General features: G+C 69.6%; 16 protein-coding genes. 5 read left to right on the forward strand and 11 right to left on the reverse strand.

Annotated elements, in window-relative coordinates; all coding sequences use genetic code 11:
* Positions 1 to 63: 63 nt before the first annotated feature.
* From hpnJ to ASG59_RS07020, 4 genes are all read right to left on the reverse strand, one after another.
* Positions 64 to 1,497 (reverse strand): hopanoid biosynthesis associated radical SAM protein HpnJ, encoded by a 1,434-nt coding sequence (hpnJ, locus tag ASG59_RS07005; RefSeq protein WP_056407724.1) that lies wholly within the window; start codon positions 1,495 to 1,497, stop codon positions 64 to 66.
* Positions 1,498 to 1,555: 58 nt separating this feature from the next.
* The gene (gene hpnI / locus ASG59_RS07010) at positions 1,556 to 2,740 is read right to left on the reverse strand and encodes a bacteriohopanetetrol glucosamine biosynthesis glycosyltransferase HpnI (RefSeq protein ID WP_056407725.1); all 1,185 of its coding nucleotides are present in this window, start codon (positions 2,738 to 2,740) and stop codon (positions 1,556 to 1,558) included.
* A 71-nt stretch (positions 2,741 to 2,811) separates the two neighbouring features.
* The gene (locus tag ASG59_RS07015; protein ID WP_244472396.1) at positions 2,812 to 3,408 is read right to left on the reverse strand and encodes an ABC transporter substrate-binding protein; all 597 of its coding nucleotides are present in this window, start codon (positions 3,406 to 3,408) and stop codon (positions 2,812 to 2,814) included.
* An 8-nt stretch (positions 3,409 to 3,416) separates the two neighbouring features.
* A complete protein-coding gene (locus ASG59_RS07020) occupies positions 3,417 to 4,553 on the reverse strand; it encodes a flippase-like domain-containing protein (RefSeq protein ID WP_082528663.1) in 1,137 nt (378 codons plus the stop codon).
* Positions 4,554 to 4,798: 245 nt separating this feature from the next.
* Between ASG59_RS07020 and ASG59_RS07025 the strand changes: the two genes are divergently transcribed.
* The gene (locus ASG59_RS07025; RefSeq protein ID WP_055885628.1) at positions 4,799 to 5,974 is read left to right on the forward strand and encodes a hypothetical protein; all 1,176 of its coding nucleotides are present in this window, start codon (positions 4,799 to 4,801) and stop codon (positions 5,972 to 5,974) included.
* 41 nt (positions 5,975 to 6,015) lie between these two features.
* Here ASG59_RS07025 and ASG59_RS07030 read toward each other — a convergent pair whose 3' ends face one another.
* The 6 genes from ASG59_RS07030 to ASG59_RS07055 all read right to left on the reverse strand — a co-directional run bounded on the left by ASG59_RS07030 (position 6,016) and on the right by ASG59_RS07055 (position 12,011).
* On the reverse strand, positions 6,016 to 7,716 hold the full coding sequence (locus tag ASG59_RS07030) for a methyl-accepting chemotaxis protein (protein ID WP_055885631.1): 1,701 nt from the start codon (positions 7,714 to 7,716) through the stop codon (positions 6,016 to 6,018).
* Between the two features lie 210 nt (positions 7,717 to 7,926).
* Positions 7,927 to 8,985, reverse strand: a complete 1,059-nt coding sequence (locus tag ASG59_RS07035; protein ID WP_055886382.1) for an MBL fold metallo-hydrolase — start codon at positions 8,983 to 8,985, stop codon at positions 7,927 to 7,929.
* A gap of 56 nt (positions 8,986 to 9,041) precedes the next feature.
* Complete coding sequence (locus ASG59_RS07040) at positions 9,042 to 9,239, reverse strand: hypothetical protein (RefSeq protein WP_055885633.1); 198 nt, start codon at positions 9,237 to 9,239, stop codon at positions 9,042 to 9,044.
* An 81-nt stretch (positions 9,240 to 9,320) separates the two neighbouring features.
* Positions 9,321 to 10,427, reverse strand: coding sequence for an aromatic ring-hydroxylating dioxygenase subunit alpha (locus tag ASG59_RS07045; protein WP_056407727.1), 1,107 nt, complete (start codon positions 10,425 to 10,427; stop codon positions 9,321 to 9,323).
* Positions 10,428 to 10,822: 395 nt separating this feature from the next.
* Positions 10,823 to 11,281, reverse strand: coding sequence for a hypothetical protein (locus ASG59_RS07050; RefSeq protein WP_056407730.1), 459 nt, complete (start codon positions 11,279 to 11,281; stop codon positions 10,823 to 10,825).
* Positions 11,282 to 11,375: 94 nt separating this feature from the next.
* Positions 11,376 to 12,011, reverse strand: a complete 636-nt coding sequence (locus ASG59_RS07055; protein ID WP_055885641.1) for a L,D-transpeptidase — start codon at positions 12,009 to 12,011, stop codon at positions 11,376 to 11,378.
* A 176-nt stretch (positions 12,012 to 12,187) separates the two neighbouring features.
* Between ASG59_RS07055 and ASG59_RS07060 the strand changes: the two genes are divergently transcribed.
* Positions 12,188 to 13,117, forward strand: a complete 930-nt coding sequence (locus ASG59_RS07060; RefSeq protein WP_056407732.1) for a histone deacetylase family protein — start codon at positions 12,188 to 12,190, stop codon at positions 13,115 to 13,117.
* Positions 13,118 to 13,216: 99 nt separating this feature from the next.
* On the opposite strand, the gene tyrS is transcribed toward ASG59_RS07060, so the two are convergent.
* Positions 13,217 to 14,470, reverse strand: a complete 1,254-nt coding sequence (tyrS, locus tag ASG59_RS07065) for a tyrosine--tRNA ligase (protein WP_056407733.1) — start codon at positions 14,468 to 14,470, stop codon at positions 13,217 to 13,219.
* A 130-nt stretch (positions 14,471 to 14,600) separates the two neighbouring features.
* On the opposite strand from tyrS, the gene ASG59_RS07070 reads away from it, so the two are divergent.
* The 3 genes from ASG59_RS07070 (at position 14,601) to ribB (ending at position 18,128) form a co-directional block, all read left to right on the forward strand.
* Complete coding sequence (locus ASG59_RS07070; protein WP_200938207.1) at positions 14,601 to 15,734, forward strand: anhydro-N-acetylmuramic acid kinase; 1,134 nt, start codon at positions 14,601 to 14,603, stop codon at positions 15,732 to 15,734.
* Positions 15,735 to 15,787: 53 nt separating this feature from the next.
* A complete protein-coding gene (gene aroC / locus ASG59_RS07075) occupies positions 15,788 to 16,891 on the forward strand; it encodes a chorismate synthase (RefSeq protein WP_055885651.1) in 1,104 nt (367 codons plus the stop codon).
* A gap of 160 nt (positions 16,892 to 17,051) precedes the next feature.
* Positions 17,052 to 18,128 carry a 3,4-dihydroxy-2-butanone-4-phosphate synthase gene (ribB, locus tag ASG59_RS07080; protein WP_055885654.1) on the forward strand — a complete coding sequence of 359 codons (1,077 nt, stop codon included), beginning with the start codon at positions 17,052 to 17,054 and terminating at the stop codon, positions 18,126 to 18,128.
* Positions 18,129 to 18,131: the final 3 nt, after the last annotated feature.

Genomic DNA, 18,131 nt, shown 5'->3' on the forward strand with positions numbered 1-18,131 from the left:
TTCGAATGCAGAACGGCCGGGCTTTTCAGCCCGGCCGCCGTTGGAATGGAGAGGTTCGGTCGCTCAGGCGGCCTTGGCGGTACCCTGGCGCTCCTTGAGGAAGCGGTAGAACTCGACGCCTTCGCGCAGGCGGCGCTTCATCATGTCGGGCGAGCGGACCATTTCGGAGACGATCGAGGCGATCTTGGGGGCGCGGAAATAGAACTTCCGGTAGAATTCCTCCACCGCCGCGAAGATCTCGGCATGCGACAGGTGCGGGTAGTGAAGCGGCGCGATCTGGACGCCGTTCTCGTCGACGAGCTCGGCGTTCGCGACGTCGAGCCAGCCGTTCTCCACCGCCTGCTTGTAGAGGAAGGTGCCCGGGTAGGGCGCGGCCAGCGAGGCCTGGATCGTGTGCGGGTTGATGCGCTTGGCGAAGGCGATCGTCTCCTGGATCGTCTCGCGGGTCTCGCCGGGCAGGCCGACGATGAAGGTGCCGTGGATGGCGATGCCGAGGTCGTGGCAGTCCTTCGTGAACTTCTCGGCGACCTCGACGCGCATGCCCTTCTTGATGTTGTTCAGGATCTGCTGGTTGCCGGATTCGTAGCCGACCAGAAGCAGGCGCAGGCCGTTCTCCTTGAGCACCTTCAGCGTCTCGCGCGGCACGTTGGCCTTGGCGTTGCACGACCAGGTCACGCCGAGCTTGCCGAGCTCGCGGGCGATCTCCTCGGCACGCGGCAGGTTGTCGGTGAAGGTGTCGTCGTCGAAGAAGAACTCCTTGGTCTGGGGGAACTCCTTCAGGCAGTACTTGATCTCCTCGATCACGTGCGCGACCGAGCGGGTGCGGTAGGTGTGGCCGCCGACCGTCTGCGGCCAGAGGCAGAAGGTGCAGCGGCTCTTGCAGCCACGGCCGGAGTAGAACGAGATGTAGGGGTGCTTGAGATACCCGATGAAGTACTTCTCCATCTCCAGGTCGCGCTTGTAGACACTGGTGACGAACGGCAGCTGGTCCATGTCGGTCATGATCTCGCGGTCCACGTTGTGGATCACGACACCGTCGGCGTCCCGGTAGGACAGGCCCTTGATCTCCGACATCGGCGTGCCGTCGGCGACTTCCTTGACCGTGAAGTCGAACTCGTTGCGCGCGCAGAAGTCGACGCAGGGCGCCTGGGCCATGGCGCCGGCGGCATCCACGGCGACCTTGGCGCCGATGAGGCCGGCGATGAGCTTCGGATTGGCCGCCTTCAGCGCCTCGATGGTCTTCACGTCCGATTTGAAGGACGGAACCGAGGTGTGGAGCACCACGAGGTCGAAGTCGTTGGCCTGGGCAACGATCTCGTGGAGCTTGATGTTGTGCGGTGGCGCGTCGATCAGCTTCGAGTTCGGCACCAGGGCGGCGGGCTGGGCCAGCCAGGTCGGGTACCAGAACGATTTGATCTCGCGCTTGGCCTGGTAGCGGGAACCGGCGCCGCCGTCGAAACCGTCGAAGGTGGGGGCCTGGAGGAAGAGCGTGCGCATGGGGTTCAAGGCCTCAGCGAGAGTACGGGATGGGCGGGTGTCGAGTGAGCGGCGGGCGTCAGAGCGGCGTCGCGCCAGCGTCGCGGCCGAGGCTTCGTTCCGGGATCAGGGTGCCGTCCGCAACCACCCGATAATCGTGACCTTTCCATGTCACCGCACCCGAGACGAAGCTCCAGGCGAAGTTCGCGAAGGAGAGGATGTCGCGAATCGGCAACAGCCAATACGGGTGCGCGGGCAGGCCGAAGGCGCGTTCGAGGCGCACGCACAGGACGATGCGGCAGGCGAGCGCCAGGGCGGCCACGGCCAGGGCATGCTGCCCGGCACCGGGGATCAGGGCGCCGATCAGGGCGAGGGGAAAGGCATGGGTGACGATGGACCCGGCATAGCCGAGCGGATCGACGTTGCGGATGGTCCGGTTCCAGCGCAGCTCGTGCCGCCACAGGCCGGCCAGATCGGTGTCGACGCAGGTGTGGCCGACCGTGAAGGTCGGGATCGAGACCACGCCGCCGTCCGCGCGCAGGGCCTCGCCGATGGCGTAATCGTCGGCGAGATCGTCCTGGAACGTCTCGAAGCCGCCGATCCGCGTGAGGGCGGCCCGGGTGAAGGCGATGGTCGAGCCGAAGCACGGGCGGGCGAGGCCGAGTGCCGTGCCCATCACCACGTTGGGCAGGAACTGCACGTCGATGGCCAGCGCCGAAAGATGGGCCCACACGCTCCGGTTGGCCGGGACGCCGTGGTAGAGGCAGGTGACCCCGTCGACGCCCTCGACGGAGAGTTCGGCGACGATGCGGTCGAGGTAGTCCGGCCGCACCACCATGTCGCTGTCGGCCAGAACGACCACGTCGTGGGCGATGTGGCTCGCCATGTTGATGAGGTTGGAGACCTTGCGGTTGGCGCCGTGCTGGCGCGCATCGATCACGAGGTCGAGCCGGACCGCCGGATAGGCATCGGCCAGCCGACGCACCACCCCGATCGCCGGGTCGGCGGCACTCTGTACGCCGAAGACCACCTGGACCGGGCCGGCGTAGCCCTGACGGCAGAAGGTCTCGAGGTTCTCGTAGAGGTTGGGCTCGATCCCGCAGAGCGGCTTGAGCAGCGTCACCGACGGTCGCGGCGCCGGGTCCGGCAGGGTGGCCGGCGCCCGACGGGCGAAGCGGCCGGCCAGATGCGCCGCGCCGAGGCCGTAGACGCAACCGGCCAACGCCAGCAGCAGGCACAGCGAAGACAGCCAGGTCAGGTCCATGGAAATTCGCTCGGGTCACGGGGCGCGTGAGGAGTGCCGACGGGCGGCACGAGATCGTCGATCGCCGGAATTCAAGGCGCCGGTTTGGCGGCGAGCATTCCCGTCGTCCGTTCTCGTAGGAATTTGAGGAGTTCGTTAGCCCCCCCGGCCTTCAAACTGTCGCCGAAGCTCGCCCGCATGGCAGCGAGTTCGCTGACGTTGCCGTTGAGATACACATCCTGGACCCGGTTGCCGGCGCCCACGAGGAAGTCGATCTGCGAGGTGTCGCCGTCGCCGTTGGCGACCTCGGTCTCGACGGAGCGGCCGGTCCCGCGCGGCTCGCTGGCCGGTTTGATCGTGAACTTGCCGCCCTGGGCCTGCGCGAGGCGATTGGCGTAGGTCGTCGAAAAGTACTGCGCGAAGGCTTCGGTCAGCGCCCCCTGCTGCTCGGGGGTGAAGCTCTTCCACTTCGGGCCGACCGCGACCCGTACCATCGCCGGAAAGTCGAAGGTCTCGGCCATCGTCTTCTCGATGGCGGCGAGACGGTCCTTGATGCCGCCACCGCCCTTCAGGGCGGTCTCGAAGCTGGCATAGACGGCGGTCACCGTCGCAACCGCGGGATCGTCGGCGGCCGCGACGGTCGTGAGACCGGAGAGGGAGAGGGCCGCCGCCAACGCCACCCCTGCCAGAACGTCCCTCAGGCGCACTTTCTGAGCCTTCCTGTCTCGGCAAGGCTTCCCTTCTCTGCGAGTCTCCCACCGTCGGCTTGCGCCGATGGCGACGACGGCGCCTGGCCTGGCTCGTTCGCAGCCTCGTAGGGGGCCGTCTGGCGGTCGCCGCGATGGGAATCGGCGACGGCCCCTCCCCGCTCGGGGTCGTTCCCGGGACGGCCCTCGAGGGCATGCCAGGCGAACAATCCGGGCACGCCGACGAGCAGGTCGGCCAGGCGCTTGACGAGGGAGAGGGCCAGGGCGACCTCGGCCGGAATGTCGAAGATCGCGCACAGGGCGATGAGTCCGCCCTCCTGGGCGCCGAGGGCGCCGGGGATCGCGAAGGCCGCGCCGCGGACCGCCTGGGCCAGGCTCTCGATCACGATGGCTTCGAGGATGGTGACCGGATAGCCCATGAAATGGAGGGCGACGTAGACCTCGACCGTGCCGATCAGCCAGCCGACGAGATGGACGCCCATGCCGGCTCCCACCCGCATGGGTGCGCCGTAGAGGCGGCGCAGGCCCTCGTAGAGCACGTCGACGGCCCCCAGGGCCCGCCAGTCGCGGCCGGCGGCGAAACGGTTGAGCAGGCGCTGGACGAGGAGATGCCCGCCGCGGCGCTGGATCACGAAGAAGATGGCGAGTGCCGGGGCGGCCAGGACGAGGCCGCTGGCGACGGTCCGCACCACCGGGCCGTCGCCGGCGATCCAGATCAGGGCGGCCAGCCCCGCGATGGTGAACAGGAACTGCGTCACCGCCTGGGTCATCAGGTCGACGAACATGCTGGCACCGGCCAGCCCGCCGCCCAGGCCGCGCCGGGTCAGCAGGCGGGCGCCGACGAGGTCGCCACCGACCTGGGCCACCGGCAGCAGGGTGTTGATGCCCTCGCGCACGAAGCGGAGGACCACGCAGTCCCACAGGCTCGGCCGATCGGCCTTGGGGAAGATCACGAACCAGCCGAGTCCCGCCCAGCCGACGGCGAACACCCGTGCGAGGACGACGATCAGCGCACCCCAGCCTGCGCTCGCCACCGCGGCCGCCACGTCTTCCGGGCCGGAAGACAGGAATAGGCCGACGACCGTGCAGAGGCCGACGATCAAAGCCAGTGTCGTCAGTCGCTTCATGATCCCCTTTCGACCGGCGGCGAAGATGAGAGGTCGTGGTAACGCTGCGATACCGCTCGACTAGTGACCGCCGGGACCGATGAGCATCGAGGCAAGTTGCAGCTTTGCGCGGCGTTGTCTATCACCCCGGGGACACAGTGCGGATCAAAGCGGCACAGGTCCGGCTGCCCGAAACCCATGGTTCAGGCAGCCCGGGACTCGAAGGACAAACCGCCGCGCCGGACGCTTAGGGGATGATCAGAGACATGGACCGCGATTCCCACATCACGGCGGACGATTCCGTGCGCGACGACGCGCGCATCGGCGCCTACGCGTCCACCGATCGGACCGGAACGCCGGTGCCGCACAGCCCGGTGATGGCCTGGAACGAGTGGGACCCGCTGGAGGAGGTCATCGTCGGCAGCCTCGACGGCGCGACGATCCCCTCCCACCACCTGACGGTGATCTTCAACCTGCCGCGGGCGGCGCAGCCGTTCTACCGGTTCGCGGCCGGCTTCCGCTACCCGAAGTTCATGAAGAAGCTCGCCCAGCAGGAGCTCGACAACTTCATCTCGATCCTGGCGGGCGAAGGCGTGAAGGTTCGCCGGCCCGATTCGATCGACTTCTCGAAGAAGTACAACGCTCCGCGCTGGTCCTCCCGCGGCTTCTGCGTCGCCTGTCCGCGCGACCCCTACCTGGTCATCGGCGACGAGATCATCGAGTCGCCGATGTGCTGGCGCTCGCGCTACTTCGAGGGTGACGCCTACCGGTCGCTGTTCAAGGAATACTTCCGCGCCGGTGCCCGCTGGACCTCGGCGCCGCGGCCCGAACTGTCCGACAAGCTCTACAACTACGATTACCGCGTGCCGAACCTGGCGGCCGGCGAACCGATGCAGTTCACGGTCAACGAGTTCGAACCGGTCTTCGACGCCGCCGATTTCGTGCGCTGCGGGCGCGACCTCTTCGTGACCCGCTCCAACGTCACTAACCTGATGGGCATCGAGTGGCTGCGCCGCCACCTCGGCCCGGGGTTCCGCATCCACGAGATCGAGAGCCGCTGCCCGCAGCCGATGCACATCGATTCGTCGTTCATGCCGCTGGCGCCGGGCAAGGTGCTGGTGAACCCCGACTACATCGACGTCGAGAAGCTGCCGGCGGTCCTGAAGAAGTGGGACGTGCTGATCGCTCCGCGGCCCGACCCGGTCGAGGGCTTCATGAGCAAGATCTCGATGTGCTCGCCTTGGACCTCGATCAACGTGCTGGCCATCGACGAGAAGAAGATCGTCGTCGACGCCAGCCAGCCGACGCTGATCAAGGCCCTGAAGGACTGGGGCTTCGACCCGATCCCGGCGCCGTTCCTGTCGTACGGGCCGTTCGGCGGCTCGTTCCACTGCGCCACCCTCGACGTGCGCCGTCGCGGGCCGCTGCGGTCCTACTTCTAGGAACCCGAGGCGCGGAACGCCCTCCCGCTTGCGGGGCGGCGTCAGGCGGCGACGGCGCGCAGGAAGCGGTCGATCTCCGCTTCCAGCCCCGCGGCCACCGTCTCCACCGAGGTCGCCGTCTCCTGCACGCTCATGGCCATGGCGGCTGTGCGCTGGGAGACGCCGGTGACGGTATCGAGGTCGCGGGCGATAGCGACCGCGGTGCCGGCCGTCTCGCCGGCGTTGCGCGAGATCTCGCCGGTGGCCGCACCCTGGGCCGTGACCGCATCGGCGAGGTCGGCGGTGGTGGCGCTGATCGTCGCCATGCGGCCGGTCACCCGCCCGATGGCGTCGACGGCGGTGCCCGTCGACATCTGCACCGAGGCGATCTGGCTGGCGATCTCGTCGGTGGCCTTGGCGGTCTGGCTGGCGAGCTGCTTCACCTCGGAGGCCACCACCGCGAAGCCGCGTCCGGCGTCTCCGGCGCGCGCCGCCTCGATGGTGGCGTTGAGGGCGAGCAGGTTGGTCTGCTCGGCGATGGCGCGGATCAGGCCGACGACGTCGCCGATCCGCTGCGTGGTGGCGGACAGATCGCCGATCTGGCGGTTGGTGGCGGCGGCCTCCTCGAAAGCCCCCTCGACCTCGCGCTTGGCGTGCGCGATGCGCGCGCCGATCTCGCCGATGGAGGCCGACAGCTGCTCGGAGGCGCTCGCCACGGTCTGGACGTGCGCGGACGTTTCCCGGGAGCCGGCGGCGGCGCCCTCGGCGGCGCGGCAGGCTTCGTTGGACAGCGAGGCCATGTCAGTGGCGCGCCCGCGCATCGCGCTCATGCGGTCGCCGAAGCTTCGGACCGCATCGGAGGCGGTCCTGCGGAACCGCTCGATCTCGCCGTCGAGGCGCGCGCGACGACTCCGGTCGTCGCTGGAGGCGGCACGCTGGTCGGCCTCCAGCATGCGGGCCTGCCGGCTCGTGTCGAGGAGGCCGTCGAGGGCACGGGCGATCGACCCGACCTCGTCGCGGCGCGTCTCGAAGCCGATCGGGCTGTCGATGTCGCCGTGTGCGAGCGTCCCGGTGCGACGGGCGATGGCGGACAGCGGGCGCAGCAGCCGCATGGCGACGAAGCCGACCAGGAGACAGCCGACCAGCGTGATGCCGAACGCCGCCAGGGCCATGGTGGTCATGGTCGAGCGATAGAGCGCGGTGTAGGGGTCGAGGGGCAGACCCACGAACAGGACGCCGTTGACCTGGCCGCCGCCGTCGAAGGTCGGCTGGTAGACGGTGAAGAACTCGCGCCCGAACAGGGTGGCACGGCCGCGATAATCGGTGCCGGCCCTCAGTTTGACCTGGGCGGGATGGTCGGAGGCCAGCGCCGTCCCGACCGCGCGCTCTCCGTTCTCCTTCTTGACCGTGGTGATGCGGCGCACGAAGGCGTCGCGCTCCTTGTCGTAGGTGAACACCGTGGCCGTCCCGCCGGCGTAGGCGACCGCCATGTCGACGATGGCCATGTCGGACAGGGCGGCGAGGCTCGGAGCCGAGACCGAGGCGATCCTGTCCCCGTCGAGCTTGAGCCGGCTGCCGTCGACCCGCGAATCGAACACCAGCGCCAGGGTGCGCAGGTGGCGCTCGCCTTCCTGGCGCTGGCGCAGGTCGAGCTGGTCGGCCACCTCCCCGGCCGTCGCCAGCCACAGCAATCCCGACAGGGCCGTCATCGCGACCGCCGCGAGGAGGATGATCTTGGCGGTAAGGCTTCGGGAGAACGGCATCGGACGGTCCGCGCGGAGGACGGCCCTCCCTGCGGGATAACCTGCAGACGAAGTCCTAATTAACCATTCACGCGGTTGGCGATCCGAGACGAGGACTGTCGCCTCGACAGTCCTCGTGGCGGCGATCCGGCCGTCGACGGGCCGAATACGCTACGTCGACCAGACCTGCATCACGCCCGCCAGACCTGCGTCACGCCTGCCAGACTTGCGTCACGCCCGCCAGACCTGGCCCGGCCGCATCGCTACGAACGGGACGGTTCCGCCGCGCTCCGAGGACGCGACGGCCAGGGCCTCCGCCGGCCGCTCGATCCCTTCGTCCGTGAGACGGAACGTGCCCCAGTGGTGCCCGAGGGCCTCATGCGCGCCGAGCAAGACGGCGGCGTCGACCGCATCGGCCGGGTTCATGTGTTGGCTCTCCATGAACCAGCGTGGCTCGTAGGCGCCGATCGGGAGGGTCGCGAGGCGCGGTGCTCCGAAGCGCGCCCGCGCATCCCGGAAGATCGCGCCGTCGCCGAAACCGGTGTCGCCGGAGTGATAGATCACGCCGTCCGGACCGGTCAGGACGTAGGAGCACCACAGCGCCATGCGCCGGTCGTTGACGCCCCGGGCCGACCAGTGGTTGGCGGGGGTCAGATGCGCGGTGACGCCGCCGCCCAGGTCGACCGCCTCGTGCCAGTCCCGCACGATCACCGCCATCGTGTCGTCGTAGCTCTTCAGGATGACGTCGTTGCCCAGCGGCGCCACGACTACGGGCTGGTGCTCCTGCCACAGGCGGGCGACGGTGGGGCCGTCGAGGTGGTCGTAGTGGTTGTGGGTGATCAGAACCACGTCGATCGGCGGCAGATCGGCGAAGGCGATCCCGGGCGGGTTGACGCGCTTGGGACCGGCGTAGCGCAGTGGGCTCGCGCGCTTGGCATAGACCGGGTCCACCAGGATGTTGCGGCCCGCCACCTGGAACAGGTAGCTCGCGTGCCCGATCAGGGTCACCCGCAGGGCCTTCGAACGCTCGGGCGGCTTGTCGGGCGCGTAGGGGCTGGGGAACTGGCGCGGCCACGCCTCTCCGGCACGGGAGAGCTGCCAGCGCAACAGGTCGCCCAACTCCTTGTCGGCGGGCTGCTGCGGGGAGTGGAAGCGCAGGCCGTCGAAGTGGTCGCTCTGCGGCCCCCTGTAATAGGGGTTGCGCCCGCGGCGGTGCGCGGCATAGCCGACACCCCCGAGGGTCATCATCGTGGCCGCACTCATGGTCGCGATCAGGCTTCGCCGTTTCATCAGAAACGAGATGGCCACGGCCGGTCCGTCGTCAAGGCGCGGTCGCGTGCGGCCGCTCAGGTCGGCGCCGAGGTCGCTGCGGCGAGTTCGGCGGCCAGGGCGCGGATCTTGTCGTGCGCCGCCTGCTCGACCTCGGCCTTGGACCGGTTCTCGGTGGGAACCGTCACGACGCCGGTGATGCGGCCGTGGTTGGCCAGCAGGGTAAAGTTGAACCGCCCGAGGCGGGAGCGCCGGACGACATAGTGCTGCGGCAAGCGACTGGCCCCTCGGCTCGAACCCGGACACCCCGCCTACGCAACGGCGGGGCGAAAGGTTTCAGCCGCATGCCGGCCCCTTCACGAGCGCCAGCGCAGTTCCTGCCGGGCCAACGGGTTGCGGAAGGCCCTTCCCTCCGCCTGCGCGGTCAGGGCCTCGCGCTTCAGCCGGAAGTACCATTGCGAGGGCAGGTCGCCCTGCCCGAACAGGACCATGGTCGGCTTGCGGTCGAGTCCGGCCTGGGCATGCTGGAGCACCTGCTGGTCCTGGGTCAGGAACTGGCGCATCAGCACGCCGGCGACGGGCTTCAGGAGACTGAGGGCCGGCATGTTCCAGTACAGCGCGTTCGTCAGCATCGTGCGGTTGCGGCCGAGCGGCGTGGCGAAGGTGTAGTTGGCCACGCGCTTCGCTCCGGCCTCGATCCGCTCCAGCCTCACGCCCGGCAGGCGGAACTCGATCTCGACCTGGGGCGCCCCGCCCAGGAGCTTGTAGACGGGCGAACTCGTGGTGGTGCCGTGGCTCGTCATGGTGAAACCGTGCGGCGTCGGCGTGAAGGTCTTCACCTTCTCCCGCAGGGTCTTCGAGGGCCTGAACCACCAGGAGTCGTGAACGAAGGCGACATGGCCCGGATCGACCAGGCTGAGCGTGGTGAGGTCGAAGGAGGCCTCGACCACGAGCTCGACCACGGCCATGCCCGCGGCCTCGAAACCGAGTTCCGGCGGGGCGGGAACGTCGCCGCCGGCCGGACCGAGATAGGGATCGACCCAGAGGAACCCGGCGCTCTCGCGGACGGGGAAACGCTGGACCGCGATCTTCGAGAAGTCCGCCTGGTCGGAGGAGGACAGGGTCGGCACGTCGCGGCAGCGGCCGTCGAGGCCAAAGCGCCACCCGTGGAACGGGCAGGTCAGCCCCTCGCCGTCGAAGCGACCCTTCGACAGGGCCATGCCGCGGTGGGGGCAGCGGTCGCGCAGGGCGAAGGGCTGCCCGGCGGCGTCGCGCCCGAGGACGAGTTGCTCTCCGTCGAGGTCGACCGCCTTCAGACGGGTGCCCGAGACGGCGTCCGAGCGACCGACGCAGTACCACGCGTCGCTCAAGGGCCGGCGCATGGCATCGGGATCGAGGGCGGTATCCGGTTCGGGGGCGATCCCGCCGTCGCCGGGGTCCGGCCGTGTGGTGTTCGACAGCATGGCGCCTTGGGCTGGTCCGTCGGTCGACGATGACGATGCCGACGTCTTACGCCGCCGCGGCCGGGGGAGCCACCTGCATCGCCGGGCCAGCGGCGAGACCGCGCAGGCCCGCCGCAGGGCTTTTCAACGCCGCATTCGCCGCCTACCTTCCCGTCATCGCAACGAACGAAAGGAGGTGATCCAGTGTCTCATTGTCATCAGCCGCTCTCCCCGGCTCACCGGACCTGGACCGTCGCCTCCGGCCTGATCGACTGATCTCGCCAGAGCAATGGAGCCACGTTCGGCCGGACACGAGTGGTTCGGCAATGGAAGGGCCGCCCGAGCGTTCGGGCGGCCCTTCGTCGTATCGGTGGTGACGCCCGGTGGCCGCGTCCTACCCCGCGGCCGGCACCGCCTCAGCGCTTCTGGAACAGCGGCTGGGCCAGGGTCTCGGCCCGCGCCATCCACAGGTCGCGCTCGGCGCGGATCTCGTTGAGCTCGTCCATCTCGCTGTCGATGTGCGCGCGCAGGTCGCGCAGCTCCTGGGCGAGGATGGACTGAAGGTCCTTGTAGCGGTCTTCCTCGATGCGCAGCTTGGCCTTGAGCATCATGTTCTCGGCCATGAGGTCGGCGACGTCGCCCTCGACGTCGGGAGAGGCGGTCGGCCGGGCCTCGGATGCCGGCTGCGCGGGGGGCGGGGGCGTGACGACCCGGGGCGACCACGACGAGGCCGCCTGCTGCGGGGCCGGTTCGGCCGCCGCTTCGGCGGGAAGAGCCGTGGCCGCCTTCATGGCCGTCAGCCAGTCCCGCAGGGGGCCGGGCGCCTGCCGGGCGGGGGCTTCTTGGCTGGGGTACTGACGGGCGGCTTCCGACATCGCTGTGTCCTCGCGTTCTGTCAGCACCTGACCAAAACATGCTTAACGAACGGTAAAGACTGGCCCTCGGAAGCCGAATAGGACCGTCCCGTCTTCAGCGCACCACCACCTTGGTGCCGATCGGGATGCGATCGTATAGATCGACCACGTCCTCGTTGAGCATGCGGATGCAGCCGGAGGACACGGCCTGCCCGATCTTCTCGGGCTCGTTGGTGCCGTGGATGCGGAACAGCGTGTCCTTCTTGCCTTCCGCGAGATAGAGCGCGCGGGCGCCGATCGGGCTCGTCGGGCCGCCCTCCAGGCGCTTGGGCAGTTCGGGGCGGCGCGCCAGCATCTCCGGCGGCGGGTTCCAGTCCGGCCACTCGCTCTTGCGGTCGATGTTGGCGGTGCCCGCCCAGGCCATGCCGGCGTTGCCGACGGCCACCGGATAGCGCACCGCCTTGCCGTCCGGCAGCACGTAGTAGAGCCTGCGCTCCTTGGTGACGACCACGATCGTCCCGGGGGCTTCCTTCGTCGGGTTGTCGACGATCGTGCGGGCGATCTTCGGGTCGACGCCGCCCTGCGGGGCGAGCTTCATCCATTCCTTGTCGCGGGCTTCGGGCGACAACGGGACCGCGGGGGTCGCGGCGGCGACCTGGACCACCGGCGGTGTCTGCGCGGTCCTGTTGTTGCAGCCCGCGAGGGTGGCGGACGCGAGGACGGCCATCATGACCGGAACGGGAAAGCGCATGGACGTGCCTGTCTAAAAGCCCGCCTTCAGGTTCGAGGACCGTGTTCGTCGGGATGAAAACAATCTTAACCTCTCGCGTCGTCTCGGCGTAGGGTCGAGCGGCCGAACCGTTGCGCAATTGCTTCGGTTGTTGCGGCAGGGTGACAGAGCGGTCGATGAGCCGCCGGGGGGACGCCGTGACGACGTTGTACGTGAGCCATTCCGCGGCCCTCGACCATGCGATGCCCGCCGGCCACCCGGAATCCGCCGACCGCATCCGCGCCATCGAGCGTGTCCTCGAGAACGAGCGCTTTGCCAGCCTGCTGCGCGCGCAGGCTCCCCTCGCCGACCCCGCCGTCGTCGCCCTCGCCCATCCCGAGGCCTACGTCCGCGCCATCGTCGAGCGGTCGCCGCGGGAGGGCTTCGTCCAGATCGACAACGACACCCTGATGTCGCCGGGCACCCTCGAGGCGGCTCTGAGGGCGGTGGGCGGCGCCGTGCACGCCGTCGATGCGGTGATGGCGCGGGAATGCGCGAACGCCTTCGTGGCGATGCGTCCGCCCGGGCACCATGCCGAGCGCGCCCAGGCGATGGGCTTCTGCCTGTTCAACACGGCCGCGGTCGCCGTCCGTCATGCGCGAAAAACCTTCGGCGCCTCCCGCGTCGCTCTGATCGACTGGGACGTCCACCACGGCAACGGCTCGCAGGACATCTTCTGGGACGACCCGGCGGTGCTCTACGCCTCCACCCACGAGATGCCGCTCTACCCGGGAACCGGAAAAGCCTCCGAGCGCGGCGACCACGACACCATCGTCAACGTGCCGCTCGCGGCCGGCGACGACGGCCCGGTGTTCCGCGAGGCCTTCGAGGCCCGCATCCTCCCGCGCGTGGCCGCCTTCGCGCCGGACCTCGTCGTGATCTCGGCGGGCTTCGACGCCCATCGCCTCGACCCGCTGGCCCACCTGCGCCTCGACGAGAGCGATTTCGGCTGGGCGACGCGCCGCCTCATGGAGATCGCCGACCGCCACGCCGGCGGCCGGGTCGTCTCGATCCTCGAGGGCGGCTACGACCTCACCGGCCTCGGCCGCTCGGTCGCCGCCCACATGGACGCGCTGATGGGGCGGTAAGGGCTCCCACGGAAATCAGTGCGTCGTCTCGCGACGCGATTCGACCTGTCAAAGCTCGGTGGATCGACGCACTGATTTCCGTGGGGACCCTGAGCCGCCCTACCCCACCCGCAGCAGCACGTGCTTCTTGCGCCCGAACGAGAGCTTGATCACCCCGTCCGCCGTCACGTCGGCCAAGGTCAGGACCGCCTTCTCGTCGGTGACCTGGAGGTCGTTGACGCGCAGGCCCCCGCCCTTGATCTGGCGCCGGGCCTCGCCGTTGGAGGGCACCAGCCCGGCCTGCTCGGGACCGAAGGCGGTGAGGACGCCGAGCCCCGCCTCCAGGGCGGCGCGGGGCACCGCGACGCTCGGCAGGTCCTGCGCCACGCTGCCCTCGACGAAGGTCTTGCGCGCGGTCTCGGAGGCGGCGTCCGCCGCCTCGCGGCCGTGCATCAGCGCGGTGGCCTCGCTGGCCAGCACCTTCTTCGCCTCGTTGATCTCGGCGCCCGAGAGCGCGGCGAGCCGGGCGATCTCCGCCATCGGCAGAAGAGTGAAGAGGCGCAGGAACTTGCCGACGTCGGCGTCCTCGGTGTTGCGCCAGAACTGCCAGTAATCGTACGGGCTCAGCATCTCGGCGTTGAGCCAGACGGCGCCGGCGGCGGTCTTGCCCATCTTGGCGCCCGAGGACGTGGTCAAGAGCGGCGTGGTCAGGGCGAACAGCTGCTTGGTGCCCATCCGCCGGCCGAGATCGAGGCCGTTGACGATGTTGCCCCACTGGTCGGAGCCGCCCATCTGCAGGGTCACGTCGTAGCGACGGTTGAGCTCGACGTAGTCGTAGGCCTGCAGCAGCATGTAGTTGAATTCGAGGAACGAGAGCTCCTGTTCGCGCTCCAGGCGCAGGCGCACGCTGTCGAACGACATCATCCGGTTGATCGAGAAGTGCCGGCCGACGTCGCGCAGGAAGTCGAGGTAGTTGATGCCGCTCAGCCATTCGGCGTTGTCGACCATCAGGGCCGCGTCGTCGCCGAAGGTGAGGAACTTCGAAAACACCTGGGCGATGCCGGCCTTGTTGGCCTCGATGTCCTCGGCCGAGAGCACCTTGCGGCCCTCGTCGCGCCCGGTGGGATCGCCGATGCGGGTGGTGCCGCCGCCCATGAGCACGATCGGCCTGTGGCCTGTCGCCTGGAGCCAGTGCAGCATCATGATCTGCACGAGCGAGCCGACGTGGAGCGAGGCGGCGGTGCAATCGAAGCCGATGTAGGCGGTGATCCGTCCGGCCTTCAGGGCGCCGTCGAGCCCGTCGAGGTCGGAGCACTGGTGGATGAAGCCGCGCTCCTGGAGGATGCGCAGGAAGTCGGAGGTCAGGGCGGACATCGGATCAAGCCGTCTCGTCTGGGGCGGGCCCGGAGCGGTGGCGCGACACGCCCACGCCCGCGTGCTAGCCCGCTGGTCACGCAATGGTGGAGCGGGCTCTTAGCAGCCCGGACTGGGAAAGGCACGGCGGATGGCGATGGTGCGGGCGATCGGCCTGATGAGCGGGACCTCGCTGGACGGCGTCGACGTGGCGCTGATCGAGACCGACGGCGAGGACGTGCATGTCGTCCACAGCCACAACGGCTATCTCGAACCCCTCGGTCCCACCGGCTACCGCGCCTATACGGACGAGGATCGCGAACTCCTGCGTCGGGCGCTCGTCGACTCGGAGGGCGTCACCGACCGCGACGAGCGTCCGGGCTGCCTGGCGCAAGCCGAGGCCTTCGTCACCGCCGCCCATGCCGAGGCGGTGGAGGCGTTCCTCGCCGACAACGGCCTGACGCCCGCCGACATCGACGTGATCGGCTTCCACGGCCAGACCGTGGTCCACCGGCCCGACCAGCGCATGAGCGTGCAGATCGGCGACGGTGCCGCGCTCAGCCGGCGCTTGCGCATCCCGGTCGTCTCCGACCTGCGCCACGCCGATGTGCTGGCCGGCGGCCAGGGGGCGCCCCTGGTGCCGGTGTTCCACAAGGCGCTGGCCAAGGCCTCCGGCTTCAGCGGGGCGCTCGGCATCCTCAACATCGGCGGCGTCGCCAACGCGACCCTGATCGCCTCGAACGGCGACGTGGTCGCCTTCGACACCGGGCCGGGCAACGCGCTGATCGACGACTGGATGCGCGAGCGCACCGGCCGGCCGCTGGACGACGGCGGCCGCACCGCCGCCCGCGGACGCCCCGACGAGCCGCTGCTGGCCTGGCTCCTGATCCATCCGTTCTTCGCGCGAAAGCCACCGAAGTCGCTCGACCGCAACTGGTTCTCGCACAAGCTCGCCGGGCAGCTCTCCACCGAGGACGGTGCGGCCACGCTCACCGCCTTCACCGCCCGCGCCGTGGCGAGGGCGCTGGACCACGCCCCCGAGATCCCCACCCGCTGGATCGTCGCCGGCGGCGGCGCCCGCAACGGCGAGCTGGTGCGGCTCCTGAACTACCACCTGCGCGCCGAGATCACGACGGCGGACGCCATCGGCTGGTCCTCGGCCTACCTCGAGGCCCAGGCCTTCGCGCACCTGGCCGTGCGCTCGATGCAGGGGCTGCCGATCACCTTCCCGAGCACGACCGGCGTGCGCGAGGCGATGACCGGGGGCGTGCTGTCGCGCCCCTGAGTCGCGTGCCCGTGCTGGCCCTGCGGGGAAACCCGCGCTAGAGCGGGAGGGACATGTCGCACAATACCTTCGGCCATCTCTTTCGCGTCACCACCTTCGGCGAGAGCCACGGCGTGGCCCTCGGCTGCGTCGTCGACGGCTGCCCCCCCGGCATCCCCATCGACGCCGCCGACATCCAGGCCGAGCTCGACCGGCGCAAGCCCGGCCAGTCGCGCTTCACCACGCAGCGCCGCGAGGCCGACGAGGTCCGCATCCTGTCGGGCGTGTTCGCGGACGACCGCACCGGCGGCGTCCAGCTCACCACCGGCACCCCGATCGCCCTGGAGATCGCCAACACCGATCAGCGCTCGAAGGATTATTCCGAGATCCGCGACAGCTACCGGCCGGGACACGCCGATTACGCCTACGACGCCAAGTACGGGTTTCGCGACTACCGCGGCGGCGGCCGTTCCTCGGCGCGCGAGACCGCCGCGCGGGTGGCGGCCGGGGCCATCGCCCGCCGGGTGCTGCCCGGCGAGATCATCATCCAGGCCGCCCTGGTCCAGATGGGGCCGCACGCCATCGACCGCGCCAGGTGGGACTGGGACGAGGTCGCGCGCAACCCGTTCTTCTGCCCCGACGCCACGGCGGCCGCCTTCTACGAGGGCTATCTCGACGGCATCCGCAAGGACGGCTCGTCGGTGGGCGCGGTGATCGAGGTGGTGGCCGAGGGCGTTCCCCCCGGCCTCGGCGCGCCGATCTACGGCAAGCTCGACGCGGATCTCGCCGCCGCGATGATGTCGATCAACGCCGTCAAGGGCGTCGAGATCGGTGACGGCTTCGCGAGCGCCGCCCTGCGCGGCGAGGACAATGCCGACGAGATGCGCTCGGGCAACGGCGGCGGGCCGACCTTCCTCGCCAACCACGCCGGCGGCGTGCTCGGCGGCATCTCCACCGGCCAGCCGATCGTCTGCCGCTTCGCGGTGAAGCCGACCTCGTCGATCCTGACCCCGCGCATGAGCGTCACCCGCGACAACCGAGACGTCGACCTCGTGACCAAGGGCCGCCACGACCCCTGCGTCGGCATCCGCGCCGTGCCGGTGGCCGAGGCGATGATGGCATGTGTGCTGGCGGATCACTATCTGCGCCATCGGGGGCAGGTCGGGAAACCCGGCTGAGCCCATCTGCGAACCCTGCCGGGCGGCCCGGCGCGGGTGCGCGGGACGGATCGGCGGTCGGTGCTGTCTCGGTTTGGCAGGCATCGTCTCGGCCGTCCCCACATCCCTCTCCGTCCCGTGACGGGAGAGGCGTGCAACCGGATCGACGACGAGTAGCCCCGTGCCCCATACCAACGTCTTGCAGGCCATCGAGGCCTATGCCCGCGGCGAGATCGTGGTCGTCACCGACGACGACGATCGCGAGAACGAGGGCGACCTCGTGGTCGCGGCTTCCCTGTGCACGCCCGAGAAGATGGCGTTCATCGTCCGCAACACCTGCGGCATCGTCTGCGCACCGCTCACCCAGGCCGAGGCGCGGCGGCTCCACCTCTCGCCGATGGTCGCCTCCAACGACGCGCCTCTGGGCACCGCCTTCACGGTGACGGTGGACGTCAAGCACGGGCTCACCACCGGCATCTCGGCCGAGCAGCGCTGCAACACCGTGCGCGCGCTCGCCAACGGCAACATGGGCGCGGACGACTTCGTTCGCCCCGGCCACGTCTTCCCGCTCATCGCCAAGGAGGGTGGCGTCCTGATGCGCTCCGGCCATACCGAGGCGGCGGTCGACCTGTGCAAGCTCGCCGGCCTGCCCCCCGTGGGGGTGATCTGCGAACTCGCCAACGACGACGGCACGGTGATGAAGGGCCCTCAGATCGAGGCGTTCTCGGACCTGCACGGCCTCAAGCGCGTCTCGGTGGCCGACCTCATCGCCTATCGCCAGGCGCGCGAGACCCTGGTGGAGCGCGTCGGCAGCTTCCCGGTCAAGACCGAGTTCGGCGAGATGACCGGCTACGCCTACACCACCCCCTTCGAAACCGTGCAGCAGTTCGCTTTCGTCCACGGCCGGATCGGCGACGGCCACGACGTGTTGGTGCGCCTGCACCGGTCCAACGTGGTCGCCGACGTCATGGAGGGCGGCAAGCAGATCGAGGCCGTGATGCGCCGCTTTGCCAAGGAGGGACGCGGGGTCCTCGTCTACCTGCGCGACGGCAGCGCCGGCGTTCCGCTCTCGCGGGTGGTCGACGAAGGCGTCGAGGCCCAGCGGGTGCGCCAGTGGCGAGAGGTCGGGCTGGGCGCGCAGATCCTGCGCGATCTCGGCATCGCCTCGATCCGCAACCTGGCGACCTCGTCGCGCTCCTACGTCGGCCTGTCGGGATTCGGCATCGAGTTCCTGGGCGACGAGCGCCTCGACGGATAAGGA

Source organism: Methylobacterium sp. Leaf466 (genome assembly GCF_001425565.1).
GTDB lineage: Bacteria > Pseudomonadota > Alphaproteobacteria > Rhizobiales > Beijerinckiaceae > Methylobacterium.

Bases quoted from the DNA above. Each gene is read 5' to 3' on its own strand.
- tyrS (WP_056407733.1), bottom strand. From the start codon at position 14,470: ATGTCCGCCCTGACCTCCGACTTCCTGCGCATCCTCCAGGAGCGCGGC.
- hpnJ (WP_056407724.1), bottom strand. From the start codon at position 1,497: ATGCGCACGCTCTTCCTCCAGGCCCCCACCTTCGACGGTTTCGACGGC.
- ASG59_RS07035 (WP_055886382.1), bottom strand. From the start codon at position 8,985: ATGAAACGGCGAAGCCTGATCGCGACCATGAGTGCGGCCACGATGATG.
- ASG59_RS07055 (WP_055885641.1), bottom strand. From the start codon at position 12,011: ATGCGCTTTCCCGTTCCGGTCATGATGGCCGTCCTCGCGTCCGCCACC.
- ASG59_RS07030 (WP_055885631.1), bottom strand. From the start codon at position 7,716: ATGCCGTTCTCCCGAAGCCTTACCGCCAAGATCATCCTCCTCGCGGCG.
- ASG59_RS07070 (WP_200938207.1), top strand. From the start codon at position 14,601: ATGGCGATGGTGCGGGCGATCGGCCTGATGAGCGGGACCTCGCTGGAC.
- ASG59_RS07020 (WP_082528663.1), bottom strand. From the start codon at position 4,553: ATGAAGCGACTGACGACACTGGCTTTGATCGTCGGCCTCTGCACGGTC.
- ASG59_RS07025 (WP_055885628.1), top strand. From the start codon at position 4,799: ATGGACCGCGATTCCCACATCACGGCGGACGATTCCGTGCGCGACGAC.
- ASG59_RS07050 (WP_056407730.1), bottom strand. From the start codon at position 11,281: ATGTCGGAAGCCGCCCGTCAGTACCCCAGCCAAGAAGCCCCCGCCCGG.
- hpnI (WP_056407725.1), bottom strand. From the start codon at position 2,740: ATGGACCTGACCTGGCTGTCTTCGCTGTGCCTGCTGCTGGCGTTGGCC.
- aroC (WP_055885651.1), top strand. From the start codon at position 15,788: ATGTCGCACAATACCTTCGGCCATCTCTTTCGCGTCACCACCTTCGGC.
- ASG59_RS07045 (WP_056407727.1), bottom strand. From the start codon at position 10,427: ATGCTGTCGAACACCACACGGCCGGACCCCGGCGACGGCGGGATCGCC.